9 protein-coding genes and 1 tRNA gene are annotated in these 15,471 nt (G+C 62.3%); 5 read left to right on the top strand and 5 right to left on the bottom strand.

Annotation, left to right across the window (positions count from 1 at the left end):
* Positions 1 to 2 precede the first annotated feature (2 nt).
* The 5 genes from K9F62_16155 to K9F62_16135 all read right to left on the bottom strand — a co-directional run bounded on the left by K9F62_16155 (position 3) and on the right by K9F62_16135 (position 3,675).
* Positions 3 to 1,067, bottom strand: a complete 1,065-nt coding sequence (locus K9F62_16155; protein ID UJX40220.1) for a site-specific integrase — start codon at positions 1,065 to 1,067, stop codon at positions 3 to 5.
* 108 nt (positions 1,068 to 1,175) lie between these two features.
* A tRNA-Sec gene (locus K9F62_16150) sits at positions 1,176 to 1,269 on the bottom strand.
* Positions 1,270 to 1,459: 190 nt separating this feature from the next.
* Positions 1,460 to 2,764, bottom strand: a complete 1,305-nt coding sequence (locus tag K9F62_16145) for a hypothetical protein (GenBank protein ID UJX40219.1) — start codon at positions 2,762 to 2,764, stop codon at positions 1,460 to 1,462.
* Positions 2,765 to 2,999: 235 nt separating this feature from the next.
* Positions 3,000 to 3,407, bottom strand: coding sequence for a bacteriohemerythrin (locus tag K9F62_16140; protein UJX40218.1), 408 nt, complete (start codon positions 3,405 to 3,407; stop codon positions 3,000 to 3,002).
* A complete protein-coding gene (locus K9F62_16135) occupies positions 3,385 to 3,675 on the bottom strand; it encodes a hypothetical protein (GenBank protein ID UJX40217.1) in 291 nt (96 codons plus the stop codon). Before K9F62_16135 ends, K9F62_16140 begins: the two co-directional genes overlap by 23 nt.
* A gap of 40 nt (positions 3,676 to 3,715) precedes the next feature.
* Between K9F62_16135 and K9F62_16130 the strand changes: the two genes are divergently transcribed.
* The 5 genes from K9F62_16130 (at position 3,716) to K9F62_16110 (ending at position 15,451) form a co-directional block, all read left to right on the top strand.
* On the top strand, positions 3,716 to 7,129 hold the full coding sequence (locus K9F62_16130; protein ID UJX40216.1) for a PAS domain S-box protein: 3,414 nt from the start codon (positions 3,716 to 3,718) through the stop codon (positions 7,127 to 7,129).
* Positions 7,126 to 8,541, top strand: coding sequence for a sigma-54 dependent transcriptional regulator (locus tag K9F62_16125; GenBank protein ID UJX40215.1), 1,416 nt, complete (start codon positions 7,126 to 7,128; stop codon positions 8,539 to 8,541). The genes K9F62_16130 and K9F62_16125 overlap by 4 nt, the downstream gene beginning before the upstream one ends.
* A gap of 561 nt (positions 8,542 to 9,102) precedes the next feature.
* Entirely contained in the window at positions 9,103 to 12,744 is a 3,642-nt protein-coding gene (nifJ, locus tag K9F62_16120; GenBank protein UJX40214.1) for a pyruvate:ferredoxin (flavodoxin) oxidoreductase, read from the top strand.
* 21 nt (positions 12,745 to 12,765) lie between these two features.
* Entirely contained in the window at positions 12,766 to 14,145 is a 1,380-nt protein-coding gene (locus tag K9F62_16115; protein UJX40213.1) for an FAD-binding protein, read from the top strand.
* Between the two features lies 1 nt (position 14,146).
* Positions 14,147 to 15,451, top strand: a complete 1,305-nt coding sequence (locus tag K9F62_16110) for a (Fe-S)-binding protein (GenBank protein ID UJX40212.1) — start codon at positions 14,147 to 14,149, stop codon at positions 15,449 to 15,451.
* Positions 15,452 to 15,471 lie beyond the last annotated feature (20 nt).

Raw genomic sequence — 15,471 nt, 5'->3', positions numbered from 1 at the left:
GGTCAGTATTGCATCATACCGGTATGTCTGTCGGGTTCGCGTTGGTCCTGTACAGGCCTGAGTTCTCCCCGCTTCGCCCCGTCCAGGCGCGCCGCGAGGCTTGCTGTTCGCAAATGCGTATATCGCGCCAGCATTTGCAAGGACTTATGCCCGGTAATGGCCTTGATTTCCATCACATCCAGGTCGGTATGCTCAAAAAAACGACTGGTGGCTTCATGGCGCAAATCATGAAAGCGAAGGTCCGCCAGCCCGGCCCTTTGACAGGCTTTTGCCATCTTTTTTGAAAGCGACTGCGGGACAGTACAACTCGGAAAAACCTTTCCTGAAATATGCCTATGGAGTCCTTGAAACACCTCAAGAGCTTTTTTTGACAAGGGGACTGTGCGACATGTTCCATTCTTTGTATCTTGCAACAATACGGTCTTATTACGCAAGTCAACATCTTTCCACGTAAGACTGACGATTTCACTTCGGCGAAGGGCCGTTTCCAAAGCGATTTTTATTATTGCAGAAAATTCAAAGTCATTGCCAATAGCTTCAAAAAGCTTTTCTTCTTCCCCTTGTTCAAGTCGTCTTTCTCGCAAAGACGGCAATTTTGGCTTGGCAGCAAGTTGCACGGGATTGGTCAGGCTTTCCATGCCCCAATCGCTTTTGGCGAAGTTGAAAAGACGCGAAAGTAGCGCCAGCTCCAAACGGATCGTGTTGGCCGAAACACCTTCTGTTTCCCGTTCGCGCCGATAATCCGCAATATCTGTAGAGCGGATCGTCGCCATGATCCGAAGGCCCAGGGCACGTCTTTTGAGACGGTCAGCCCGGTATATCTCGCTTTGCGGATTTTTGAGCCGTGGCAGGTACTCTTCTTTGTATCGGTCGAGACATTCGGCCAGGGTGTAGCCCTCGGCCGCTTTGGTCGAGACGAATTGCCCCTTGGACATTTCGGTTTCAACGCCTTTTGCCCACTGCTCGGCCTCGGCCTTGGTGCCAAAGGTCTTGCACGTCGTGGGATAGCCGCACTTGCGAATCCGGGCCTCCCACTGGAGGTTTCCACGCTTGCGAAATGTAGCCATCGCTCCACCTCTCTGTTGGAGCAAGTGGAGCAAAATTGGAGCAAAAAATCAATATGGAGAGAAATGGTGGGACGAGGAAGCACCGACAAATCTGAAATTATTCAATGATGGCGGAAGCGTATAGGAGTCGAACCTACCTGCGACCTCTCGACCGCACACTGGATTTGAAGTCCAGGCGCCACACCGGTGACGAAACGCTTCCGTGAGTCGGCCAGAATAACCGGTTCCAGGATTTCGATCAAGCCATCGAAATTGATGGGGCCGAGGCCCGAAAGCATTCATCCGACATACTGGGCCGAAGAAAGGACCGTGGCGGATGTCTGCGAGCCGCCACGGCCCTTTTTCACGATCTTCCCGGCCGGCAATCCCCTGAAGGCCGCCGGTCGACGCCGTCATTTCGCTTCGGCCAGGGCGACCGGCTCCGTCGGCCCGGACGCCGCCGCGAGCAGGCGCGCCTTGCCGGCTTCGCCGACGAGCCGGCTCAGCTCCCGGCTGGCGTCATGGACCTGTTCGCACATATCCTCTGTGCTGTCCGTCACGTTGATGGCGCACATGTTGAGCTCGAAACCCGTGGCGCAGTGCTTCTCGGCCCGCTGGGCAATGTCCTTGATGGCGCGCGACGCGGTCACCATGGCCCCGGCGATGGCCTTGAACTTGCTTTCCACCGACTGGACCAGATCGAACGACGTGTCCAGTTCCCGGCGGGTGCTGGCCATGGATGCGACCGCCTGCTTGGAGCAAGAGCCGATGGCCTGGATGGTCGCATGCACTTTCCGGGTGGCGGTCAAGGTTTTTTCGGCCAGCTTTCGCACCTCGTCGGCCACCACAGCGAACCCGCGCCCGGCCTCCCCGGCCCGGGCCGCCTCGATGGCGGCGTTTAAGGCCAACAGGTTGGTCTGGTCGGCGACATCCGAGATGAGGCCGGCCACGGTGCTGATGCTCTCGACCTGTCGCACGAGCTGGGACAGGATCGTTTGCAGCTGGTCATACGACGAGACCAGGGTACGGGAAACCGCCGCGGTCCGATCGGCCGTTTCGAGGCCCTCGCGGGCGCGATCGCCGGCCGTTGTCGCGGCCTGGGCCGTCTCCGCCGCCTGGGTGGCCATCACGCGCACGTTGTCGGTCATTTCCTGGATGGTCTGGGCCACCTGGCCGGACTGGACCTTGGACAGGTCCATCGTCGCGACCAATCCCTCCAGGGAGCTCCCGATGTCCCGGGCCAGCGCCTCCAAGGCGGCGGCCTGGGCGCCGACCTGGGCATTGGCGTCGCTGAGAGCGGCATGCCGGGCTTTCAAGCGCTCGGCTTCGCGGTGACGCTTCGTCACGTCCTGCAAGACGCAGAGATAACAGCCGCCGTCCTTTTCCAACGGGACCACGTCGGCTTGCAACAGGCGCTCCCCCTGGGGACCGTCCAGACGCAGGCCCGCACCGGTCCACTCGCCACTGCGGAGGTTTTCCCAGCTCCCGGCGCTGGTCCTGGCGCAAAAGGCCGCCACCGGATCGGCCGTTCCGGTCAGCCCCTGCCCCTCAAGGAAGTGTTCCATGGATTCGTTTTGCCAGCTCACTTCCCCCGAACAGATGACCGTCATGCAGGGAAAGGGCAGATGGGCGAGCAGGTCGAGAATCCTGCCCAGCTCCTCGCCGACAGACAGCATATGGCTGCGCAGCGCCTCGATCAGGCGGACGGGATCGTCCATCCCCTCCGTTCCCAACCCCCGTGGGAGCAACGAGTTGAGGTCGTTTACCAAGTTCCTTTTTTCCCGGCGCGCGGCGAAAAGGGCTGCCAATTGGACCATGGCGCATAAACCCAGAAGGATAATCGCCCCTGGCCGCCACCGCGCATCCCAACACAAAGCGCCCCCTGCCGCCACGGCAAGGCCCAGGGCAAGGGGCGCATAGAAGGTTGCAGGTGATGGCAGATGCATCGGCGCCTCAGTGTATGCCACAGTTGTTTAAAAACGGCGCATACTTCTTGTCCGTCCCCTTGATGTGGTTCACCAGCCAGTTGGAAAGAAAATTGAGAATGTCCATGGACATGGCGCACTTTCCAGTCTTACAGTCCTGCTCCACCTGGGCGACCTTGGCGACGAACTTGTCATGCTCTGTTTTATGCGGCTTGTAATCCGGATAATTGTTCGATTTCATGTACCGCTCCTCAACGCCGAAGTGCGTCGCCGCGTATTGCTTCATTTCCTTGACGATGTGCACCATCACGGATTCGGCTTTCCCAGCTTTCATGGCGTCATGGAGTTCATTGACCATGTCCACCAATTTTTTGTGCTGTGAGTCGATTTCCGCGATATTCACTGAAAGGCGGTCATTCCATGCGAGTAACGTCATGACATACCTCCTGTGGCGGCGTCCGATCGATTGATCGACCGGTTACCGATATAAGATTAATGAAACCAGATTTATCCCATATCGGAAGCCCGTACAAGCCCATACCAGCCCGAAATTGCCATGCTTTTGTCAACACACCGAAAAAGTTAATATTAAAAATATAAAAAAGCGTGACAAAATTCGCGAGGCGCGTGTCCCGCCCCAAGATCGATGCGAAGCCCGCTCCCTTGACTTCCCGGGCGGCCAAGGCAAGAGTATCAAAAAGCATGGTCCAGCCTGCGCCAACGCCCCCCATCCCGCGAGCACTCATGGCCCGACGGCTTATTTTCTGCCTGCTCCTTGCGGCCTCCCTCTGGCCAGGCTCGGTCGCGGCCGAAAAAATCCGCAAAAACGTCCTCTATTTCAATTCCTACCAGAACGGCTACCAGTGGTCCGACGAAATCCTCTCCGGCATCCGGGCCGGACTTGCGCATTCCGAATACAATGTGGATCTGCAAATCGAGTACATGGACTCGAAGAAGTACACCGATCCCGTGTTGCGCAACATGCTCCACGACTTTTACAAGCTCAAATACCGCAATACCCATTTCGAGGTCATCCTGGCCTCGGACAACTTCGCCTTCAACTTCCTGCGGCAATACCAAAACGAGCTTTTCCCCGGCACGCCGGTCGTTTTTTGCGGCGTCAACGATTTTCATCCCGACTGGCTCACCGGCCATCCCAATTTCACGGGCATTCTCGAAGAGCCCGACATCCGCGAAACCCTGGAATTGGCCCTGCGCTTCCATCCCGACCGCCGCCGGCTCCTTATTTTCGGCGACACTTCCGTCACGGGCGTCGCCATCGGCAACCAGATCAAGGCCGTGGAGCCGGATTTCGCCGGCCGGCTGCGCTTCGAGTTCCAGGACAACCTGACCCTGCCGCAAATCCTCGACACCGTGCGCAACCTGCCCAACGACGCCATGATCTTCCTCATCCCTTTTTATAAGGATACGCAAAAGGACGTCTATTCGGTCACCGAGGTCCTGGCCGCGATCCGAGCCAATTCCGACGTGCCCATCTACAGCGCTTGGCGGTTCATGCTCGGCCACGGTATTGTCGGCGGCCGGCTGCACAGCGGCTTCGAGGAAGGCCGGCTGGTGGCGGACATGGCGGAAAAACTCCTCCACGGCGCGCCCGTCGCCTCCCTGCCCATCGTCACCAAGACCGCTGACAGCTACGTCTTCGACTACAAGGAGATGCTGCGGCTCGGCATCACCACGGACAGGCTGCCGCCGGGCTATACGCTCATAAACGAGCCCTACCCCTTCTACCACATCAACATCGCCGTCTTCTGGACCATCATCATAAGCTTTCTCATCCTGTGCTACGTCATGGTCCTGCTCGTGACCAACATCCTGCGGCGGCGCTCGGTGGAGGAAAAGATCAAGGACCAGCTTTCCTTCATGGAAACGCTCGTCAACACCATTCCCATTCCGCTCTATTTCAAGGATGCCGCCGGGGCCTACCGGGGCTGCAACCCGGCCTTTCGCCACTGGTGCGGCCTGTCCGGGGAGGCCGAGGCGACGCCGCGCGCCTTCTCCGAGGTGCCCGACGCCCCCCTTTCCCGCTTCCTGGACCGCGACGACGCGTCCCTTCTGCGCGAGCCCGGGGTGCGCGTGGGCGAAGCCGAGATCCTCGACGCCGAGGGACTGCCCCATTCGGTCATCCTGCATCGGGCCGTCTACGCCAGCGCCAAAACCGAAATCGCCGGGCTGGTCGGCGTGCTTTACGACGTGTCGGAGCTGAAGAAAGCCTCGGAAAAACTGCGGCTGGCCGAGGAAAAATACCGGGGCATCTTCGAGAACTCGGCCCTGGGTATCTTCCGCATGACCCCGGATGGCCAGGCCGTGGACGTCAACCCGGCCCTGCTCGCCATGCTCGGCGTCAAAAGCCTGGACGAACTGGCCAGACGCCGGGGCAATCTGGTCGAGGTTCTTTTTTCCGGTCGCCAACGCTTCGAGGAGCGCATCGGTTCGGCCGTGGACGAGCAGGCCACGGCCACCTTCGAGACCTGGTTCGCCCGGCCAGACGCCGGCATCATCACGGCCAACGTCAACCTGCGCCTGATTGCCAACCGTGAAGGCTACCTGGCCTACGTCGAAGGCGTGGTCGAGGACGTGACCAAGCGCCACGAGGCCGAGCGGGCGCTGCGGGAATCCCAGGAAATGTTGCGCATTGTCCTCGACAACATCCCGCAGCTCGTTTCCTGGAAGGACAAGGCCCTGCGCTATATCGGAGCCAACCGCGCCTTTATCGAATTTTTCGGCTTCGCCGACCTGGACGATCTCAAGGGCCGCGACGACTATGCACTGCCCCTCAGCCGAGAGGACATGGACGCCGTGCGGGCCACGGACGTCGACGTCATGCGCAACAATCGCACCGTGGCCGGGGAGCTGGCCGCCCGCAACGTGCGCGGGGCCGACGTGCTGCTCGAAATCAAGAAGGTGCCGCTCCACGACGATCGGGGGGCGGTGGTGGGCGTGCTGTCCACGTCCGAGGACGTGACCCAGAAGGTGAGCCTGGAGCGCCAACTGCTCCAGTCCCAGAAAATGGAGGCCATCGGCACCCTGGCCGGCGGCATCGCCCACGACTTCAACAACATCCTCACCTCCATCATCAACTCGGCCGAACTGGCCCTGCTCGACCTGCCCGAAGACGAGCCCATCGGGGACGACATGCGCCGGGTGCTCAAGGCCGGCCATCGCGGCAGCCGGCTGGTCAAGCAGATCCTGTCCTTCACCCGGCCCTCCCAGGCGGGATTCGCGGCCATCAACGTGGCCGACGTCGTGAGCGAGGCGGCGGGACTCATCAAGGCCTCCGTGCCCCGCAACATCAAGATCGTGCTCGACGTGCCGGAGCGGGCCGTGACCTGCCGGGCCGACCCCACCCAGCTGCACCAGATCGTCATGAACCTGTGCACCAACGCCTTCCAGGCCATGCGCGAGACCGGCGGCACGCTGACCGTATCCCTGGCCGAGGACGATCTCGACGAGGCCCAGGCCGGACAGGTCGGCGTGCGGGCCGGCCGCTATGCAAGGCTCTCCATCGTGGATACCGGCCCAGGCATCCCGCCGGAAATCCTGGACAAGATTTTCGACCCCTTTTTCACCACCAAACAAAAGGGCGAAGGCACGGGACTCGGGCTGGCCGTGGTGCGCGGCATCGTCAAAAGCCATCGCGGCGCGGTGCGGGTGGTGAGCCAACCCGGCACGCGCACGGGATTTGACGTCTATCTGCCGCTGCCGGCCGAAGCCGACGCCGTCCCGACGCCCCCCGTCGCCCCCCCCAACAAGGGCCGCGACCGCATCCTTTTCGTCGAAGACGACGAGGACCAGCGCATCACCATCCCCCGCGTCCTGGCCCAGCTCGGCCACGAGGTCTCGGCCCATGGCGGCGGGGTGTCGGCACTGGCCAAGCTCGCCCTTGACCCGCAGGCCTTCGACGTGTGCATTACCGATTACGACATGCCGGACCTAAACGGCCTGGAGCTGGCCGGAAAAATCGCCGCCATCCGGTCCGACCTGCCCGTGATCCTCGTTTCCGGCCGCCTGGGCGACATCGAGCAGCGGGAAGTGGCCGGCAACATCAAAAAGATCGTGCTCAAACCCTACAACCAGGCGATCATCTCCGCGGCCATCCGCGAGGTGCTCGACGCCAAGCCGCAAACCAAAGCCGCATGAAATCCGTCTGCATCATCGACGACGACCCCGAAGTCCGCGACACCATCGCCAGCCTCACCCGCAAGATGCGCCTGACCAGCGAATCGGCCGGCACGCTTGCCGCCGGTATGGACCTGCTCGCCAGCGACAATTTCGACGTGCTGTTCCTGGACGTGCGCCTGCCCGACGGCAATGGACTGGCCGCCCTGCCCGCGATCAAACGCCTGCCCGACGCCCCCGAGGTCATCATCCTCACCGGCATCGGCGACCCGGACGGGGCGGAACTGGCCATCCAGGAAGGGGTCTGGGACTATCTGGTCAAGCCCTCACCCATAAAGCAGATCATGCTGACATTGCAGCGCGCGCTGCGCTACCGCGAGGAACGGCGCAGCGACCGCTCGCCCGTGTCGCTGTCCCTGGCGGGATGCGTGGCGGCAAGCCCCCGCATGCAGCCGTGCCTCGACCAGGTGGCCCACGCGGCCGGGTCGAACGCGGCCGTGCTCATTACCGGCGAAACCGGCACCGGCAAGGAGCTTTTCGCCCGGCTCATCCACGCCAACAGCGCCCGGACGGACGGGTCCTTCGTCACCGTGGACTGCGCGGCACTGACCGAAACCCTCGTCGAAAGCACGCTTTTCGGCCACAGGAAAGGAGCTTTCACCGGGGCCGACGCCGACCGGGTGGGCCTCGTGCAGCTGGCCGACGCCGGCACGCTGTTTCTGGACGAGGTGGGCGAGATGCCGATGAGCCTGCAAAAGACATTTTTGCGGGTGCTCCACGAAAAGACCTTTCGCGCGGTGGGGGCGGTCACCGAAAGCAAGAGCGATTTCCGCCTCATCGCCGCCACAAACCGCGACCTGGAAGCCATGGTCGATACCGGCCAGTTTCGCCGCGACCTCTACTTCCGGCTGAAGACCATCGGGCTCGCCCTGCCGCCGCTGCGCGAACGCCCGGAGGACATAAAAGCCCTGACCCTGTCCTTCGTGGACGGACTTTGCGCCGAATACACCCTGCCACCCAAGGGCTTCGACGCGGAATTCCTGGCCATGCTCGAAGCCTACGACTGGCCGGGCAACGTGCGTGAGCTGCGAAACGTCCTGGAGCGGGCCTTTCTGGCCTCGGGCCGGGAAAAAACGCTCTACAGCATGCACCTGCCCCGGGACCTGCGCATCAAGGTGACGAAATCCAGTCTGGAAAAAGGCCGGCAGGCCCTGGAACGCCCGCTTCCCGAATCGGCCGCGCCGTCCGCCGCCGCAGCCCCGTCTTCCCGACAGTCGCTCAAGGACTTCAAGGAGGCCATGGAACGGCGTTATCTGGAAGGGTTACTGCGCGAAAACGGCCGGGACGTGGCCGCCATGATCGCTATTTCCGGACTTTCCCGGTCCCACTTCTACGCCCTGCTCAAAAAAAACAACCTAGCCGTTCCGGACTGACGGCCCCGCCATGACGGCGCCCCCGGTTGTGACGGGTCGACGTCGCGTTTTTTCCGAAAAAACAATGCCGAGGCGGCTTGGCTGGCTTCGGCATGCTGCCCATCCTTTGCAAAAAACGTCTTGCGCCTGAAAAAGAGACGCAAAACACGTCCGCTTCGGACGTTAATTGCGATTTTTAGAACAAATCCGTTTTTCGGCTTTTTTCCGTGCCATCCGATGGTGTTTGTGGCATCAAACAGCGGGAATCCCTTTCCCTGCGGACAAGGAGGCAATTGGTGTCTGATTTTTCAGACGAACGCCGCCCGTCTGAAATTCCGGACAACGCCCATCTATAGGCTTCGCTTTACGAAACCATACATTTCGCGGTATTAGGCTGCGTAGCGGTATCCGAAAAATCGGATACCCCTCGCGCATCAGAGCCTGGAGTGGGTTCACCGGATCGACAACTCATCGAAGTCTAACTGTCTTTTAACAATTGGCACGGGGTTTGCCTGGAGGGAAGCGTCGACGCCGACCTCCTTTTGTTCGGTCCAACGACAACATTTTCAAGGAGACTTGAGCATGGCCAAGAAGATGAAAAGCATGGACGGCAATACCGCCACCACGCACGTCGCGTACGCGTTAAGCGACACGGCGGCCATTTATCCTATCACGCCTTCGTCCACCATGGGCGAAATCGCGGATGAATGGGCGGCCAAGGGACTTAAAAACATCTTCGGCCAGACGGTAACCATCCGGGAGATGCAGTCCGAGGCCGGAGCGGCCGGAGCGGTACACGGTTCGCTTGCGGCCGGAGCCCTGACCACCACCTTCACCGCCTCCCAGGGCCTGTTGCTCATGATCCCCAACATGTTCAAGATCGCCGGCGAACTCCTGCCGGCCGTCTTCCACGTGTCGGCCCGGGCCGTGGCCACCCATGCCCTGTCGATCTTCGGCGATCACTCCGACGTCATGGCCGCCCGCTCCACCGGCTTCGCCCAGCTCGCCTCGGCCTCGGTCCAGGAATGCATGGACATGGCCCTGGTCGCCCACCTGTCCGCCATCGAGGGCAGCGTGCCCTTCGTCCACCTCTTCGACGGCTTCCGGACCTCCCACGAGATCCAAAAAATCGAAGTCATCGACTACGAGGACATGAAGGGACTGGTCAACATGGAGAAGGTCGCCGCCTTCCGCGCCCGGGCCATGAACCCCGAGCACCCGGACCTGCGCGGCACCGCCCAGAACCCGGACGTCTTCTTCCAGGGCCGCGAGCGCTCCAATCCCTACTACCAGCTTCTGCCCGGCATCGTCTCGGCCATGATGGACAAGGTCGGGGCCCTGACCGGTCGTTCCTACAAGCTCTTCGACTACGTGGGCGCGCCCGACGCCGACCGCGTCGTGGTGTCCATGGGCTCCTCGTGCGAGACCGTGGAGGAAGTGGTCAATTACTTAAACGCCAAGGGCGAGAAAGTGGGCCTGGTCAAGGTCCGCCTGTTCCGTCCCTTCTCCCCGGATGCGCTCTTCAAGGTCCTGCCCACCTCGGCCGAGGTGGTCACCGTCCTTGACCGCACCAAGGAGCCGGGCAGCCTCGGCGATCCGCTCTACGAAGACGTCTGCGCGGCCTTCGTCGAGCGCGGCGGCTCCATTCCCAAGCTCATGAGCGGCCGCTACGGCCTGGGCTCCAAGGAATTCCGCCCCGGCATGGCCAAGGCCATCTTCGACAACATGGCCGCCGCCGCGCCCAAGCGCCACTTCGTTGTCGGCATCGTGGACGACGTTTCCGGCAATTCCCTGCCCATGGGCGGGCCGCTGCCCACAGTTCCCGAAGGCACCGTGCAGTGCAAGTTCTGGGGATTCGGTTCCGACGGCACCGTCGGCGCCAACAAGTCGGCCATCAAGATCATCGGCGACAACACCGACCTCTACGCCCAGGGCTATTTCGCCTACGACTCGAAAAAATCCGGCGGCATTACCGTCTCCCACCTGCGCTTCGGCAAAAAGCCCATCCAGTCCACCTACCTGGTCGACTCCGCGGACTACATCGCCTGCCACAAGCCGAGCTACGTGCACGTCTACGACATCCTCGAAGGCGTGAAGGAAGGCGGCACCTTCGTGCTCAACTCCCCCTGGAACACCCCGGAGGAGCTTGAGCAGAACCTGCCCGGGCACATGCTGCGCGTGATCGCCGACAAGAAACTCAAGGTCTACAACATCGACGCCGTGGCCATCGGCGAAAAGACCGGCCTTGGCGCGCGCATCAACATGATCATGCAGACGGCCTTTTTCAAGCTGGCCGGCGTGCTGCCTATCGAACAGGCCATCAGCCTGCTCAAGGACTCCATCAAGAAGACCTACGGCAAGAAGGGCGACAAGATCGTCAACATGAACATCGCCGCCGTGGACATGGCCCTGGACGGTGTGGTCGAGATCAAGGTCCCGGCCGCCTGGGCCTCCGCCCCGGACGCCAAGGCCGCCGCCCCCGACGAGCCCGAGTACTTCAACAAGGTCATCCGGCCCATCCTGGCCCAGAAGGGCGACGAAGTGCCGGTTTCCGCCTTTGCCGAAAACGGCTCCTTCCCCGCCGCCACCTCACAGTACGAAAAGCGCGGCGTGGCCATAAACGTCCCCCACTGGATCAAGGAAAACTGCATCCAGTGCAACCAGTGCTCGTTCGTGTGCCCCCACGCCACCATCCGGCCCTTCCTGGCCGACGAGGCCGAAATGGCCAAGGCACCGGCCTCCTACGACACCCTGCCGGCCACCGGCAAGGAGCTCAAGGGCCTTTCCTACCGCATGCAGGTCTTCCCCATGGACTGCATGGGCTGCGGCTCCTGCGCCAACACCTGCCCGGCCAAGCAGAAGGCGCTGGTCATGAAGCCCCTCGAAGAGGAAATGGCGGTCCAGGTGGAAAACCACGCCTTCGCCATGTCGCTTAAAAACAAGGGCGGACTGGTCAAGCGCGAGAACCTCAAGGGCAGCCAGTTCTACCAGCCGCTGCTCGAATTCTCGGGCGCTTGCGCCGGTTGCGGCGAGACTCCGTACGTCAAACTGCTCACCCAGCTCTTCGGCGAACGCATGATGGTCGCCAACGCCACGGGTTGCTCCTCGATCTGGGGCGGCTCCGCGCCGACCTCGCCCTATGCCGTCAACGCCGACGGCTTCGGTCCGGCCTGGAACAACTCGCTCTTTGAAGACGCGGCCGAATTCGGCTTCGGCTACAACATGGCGCTCAAGCAGCGCCGGGCCAAGCTGGCCGACAACGTCGCCGCCGCGCTGGAAGGGTCGCTTTCCGACGAGTTGCGCGCCGCCCTGGCCGGCTGGCAGGAGAAGAAGGACGATCCGGCCGCCTCGCGCCTGTACGGCGACCAGATGAAGTCCCTGCTCGATAAAAACGCCCCGGCCCAGGCCGCCATCCTGGCCGATGCCGACATCTTCACCAAGAAGTCCGTGTGGATCTTCGGCGGCGACGGCTGGGCCTACGATATCGGTTACGGCGGCCTCGACCACGTCATCGCCTCGGGCGAGGACGTCAACATCCTGGTCATGGACACCGAAGTCTACTCCAACACCGGCGGCCAGGCCTCCAAGGCCACGCCGCTCGGCGCCATCGCCAAGTTCGCTTCCGCCGGCAAGGTCACGGGCAAAAAGGACCTGGGCCGCATGGCCATGACCTACGGCTACGTCTACGTGGCCTCCATCGCCATGGGCGCGGACAAGAACCAGGCCTTAAAGGCCCTGCTCGAGGCCGAGGCCCACAAGGGTCCCTCCATCGTCATCGCCTACGCCCCCTGCATCAACCAGGGCATCCGCAAAGGCATGGGCAAGTCCATGGAGGAAGCCAAGCTGGCCGTCGAGACCGGCTACTGGCCGCTGTACCGCTTCAACCCGGATCTTGCGGCCGAGGGCAAAAATCCGCTGACCATCGACTCCAAGGCTCCGGCCGGCGACTTCCAGGGCTTCCTCGGCGGCGAAGTCCGCTATGCGGCCCTGGAAAAGATGCACCCCGATATGTCCCTGCGCTACCGCACCACCATGGAGGCGGCCTACAAGAAGCGCTATAAGGAACTGGAATACCTGGCCTCCATGCCGGTCTTCGACGCCCCCGCCGCTCCCGCCGCGGGAACGGGCGACGCCGACTCCGCGTTTTGCGAGGCCGCTCCCGTGGCCGAACACGCCCGTCCGGCGGCCGGCGAACCTTGCGACGAAGGCCGCTCCGGAAAATAAGTAACAAGCGAGAGCAATCACATGGACAACCATCTGTCCCAGAAGTTCGAGGAAATCGTCGGCAAGGAAAACGTCCTGGCCAGCGAAGTGGACCGCCATGCGTATTCCTACGATGCCGCGGTCCTTCCCCCCAAGCTCCCGGCCCTGGCTGTCAGGCCGGAGACGCCCGAAGCCCTGGGACGGGTGGTCGCCACCTGCAATGAACTCGGTTTGCCGCTGACCGTTCGCGGCTCGGGCACCAATCTCTCCGGCGGCACCATTCCCGCCGTCGGAGGGGTGGTGGCCCTAACCGGGGCGCTCAGCAAGATCATCGAGATCAACGAAGCCGACATGTACGCCGTGGTCCAGACCGGGGTCATCACGGCCAAGTTCGCGGCCGAGGTGGCCAAGCGGGGGCTTTTCTACCCGCCCGACCCGGGCAGCCAGGCCGTGTCCACCATCGGCGGCAACGTGGCCGAAAACGCCGGCGGGCTTCGCGGCCTGAAATATGGCGTCACCAAGGACTACGTCATGGGGCTTAGCCTCTATGACGTGGACGGCGAACTGGTCAAAACCGGTTCGCGCACCGTCAAGTGCGTCACCGGCATGAACCTGCACGGCCTTATGGTCGGCTCCGAAGGCACGCTGGGGGTCTTTAACGAGATCATCCTGAAGCTCGTGCCGCCGCCCAAGGCCAGCAAGGCCATGATGGCCATCTTCGACGACCTGGGAAAGGCGTCGGAGGCCGTGGCCGCCATCATCGCGGCCAAGATCGTGCCGGCGACTTTGGAATACATGGATGACTTCACCATCAAAACCGTGGAGGACTTCGCCCACGCCGGCCTGCCGACCGACGCCAAGGCCTTGCTGCTGATCGAGGTCGACGGCCATCCGGCCCAGGTCGAGGACGAAGCGGCCGAAGTCGAGGCCATCTGCGGACGCCACGGGGCCACCCGTATCCACGTGGCCAAGGACGCGGCCGAGCGCAACAAGGTCTGGGAGGCCCGCCGGGCGGCACTGTCCGCTTTGGCCAGGGTGCGCCCGACCACCGTGCTCGAGGACGCCACCGTCCCCCGCTCGCAAATCCCGGCCATGGTCGGCGCGCTGGAGGCCATCGCGGCCAAGTACCGGCTTACCATCGGCACCTTCGGCCATGCCGGCGACGGCAACCTGCATCCCACCATCCTGACCGACAAGCGCGATCACGAGGAGTGGAAGCGGGTCGAGGCGGCCATCGACGAGATCTTCGACGTGGCCCTGTCCCTTGGCGGCACGCTTTCGGGCGAGCACGGCATCGGCACGGCCAAGTCGAAATACATGGTCAAGGAAGTCGGCAAGGGCTCCATCCTCTACGCCAAGAAACTCAAGGCAGCCCTGGATCCCAAGGGAATTCTCAATCCCGGCAAGATCACGGGGGAATGATATGAGCGAGATGCGCGAACTGGTCGGGCTGCTCAAGCAAATCGACGACCAACTGGTCACCTGCATGCGCTGCGGCATGTGCCAGGCTGTGTGTCCGCTCTACGCGGAAACCGGCCTCGAGGCCCACGTGGCCCGGGGCAAGATCGCCCTGCTCGAATGCCTGGCCGATGAGGTCATCAAAGACCCGGCCGGGGTCAAGGAGCGCCTGGACGCCTGCCTGCTGTGCGGCTCGTGCCAGGCCAACTGTCCAAGCGGCGTCAAAGCCCTGGACATCTTCCTCAAGGCCCGGGCCTTTCTGACGGGCTATTACGGCCTGCCGCCGGTCAAACGGGTCATCTTCCGGGGCCTTTTAAAAAATCCCCGGCTGTTCGACTCGGTCATGGCCATCGCGGCCAAGTTCCAGGGCATCTTCACCCGTCCTGTCAACGACGCCATCGGCTCTTCGTGCGCGAGGGTCTTTTCCAAACTGCTCGAGGGACGTCATTTCGCCCCCCTGGCAGGCACCCCGCTGCATACGAGCCAGGTTGCACGCGACGCCCCTCGCGGCCCTTCCGGGCTCAAGGTGGCGTTCTTCTATGGCTGCGTGGTGGACAAGATGTTCCCGCGCATCGGCGAGGCGGTCCTTCAGGTTTGCGATCACCATGGAGTGGGGGTCTACATGCCCCACGGCCAGGCCTGCTGCGGCATCCCGGCCCTGTCCTCGGGCGACAGCAAGACCTTCGAGGCCCTTGTAGCCGACAATATGGCCCTGTTCGGGGATCATGACTTCGACGTGCTGGTGACGCCCTGCGCCACCTGCACTTCCACCATAAAGAAGATATGGCCGCTTATGGCCACCGGCCTGCCCGAATCCACAAGGATCAGGATTCGGGAGCTTTCGGCCAAGGTAAAGGACATAAGCGCCTTCCTGATCCAGGACGTGGGCGTGACACCCCCCGTCGGCGCAACCATCGGCAAGGAGGTGACGATCACCTATCACGATCCCTGCCATTTGAAAAAATCCCTGGGTATCTCCGCCGAACCCAGGGCCCTTATAGCGGCCAATCCCCACTATCGTCTTATCGAGATGGAGGGGGCGGATTCCTGCTGCGGATCCGGCGGCAGCTTCACGTTGCAGCATTACGACCTGTCCAAACGCATCGGCAAGCGCAAGCGGGACAACATCGTGGCCACCGGTGCATCCGTCGTCGCCACCAGTTGCCCGGCCTGCATGTTGCAAATAGGGGATATGCTGTCCCAGGCCGGCGACAGCTTGGCCATACGGCATCCGGTGGAAATCTACGCGGAGACCCTGGCCGGGCGGTAACGAGATCCGGTCGCAAACAG

It is taken from the genome of Desulfovibrio sp. JY, from assembly GCA_021730285.1.
Taxonomy (GTDB): domain Bacteria; phylum Desulfobacterota; class Desulfovibrionia; order Desulfovibrionales; family Desulfovibrionaceae; genus Solidesulfovibrio.
Note: the sequence above shows the minus strand (reverse complement) of the source record. Positions and strands in the feature narration are given on the sequence as shown.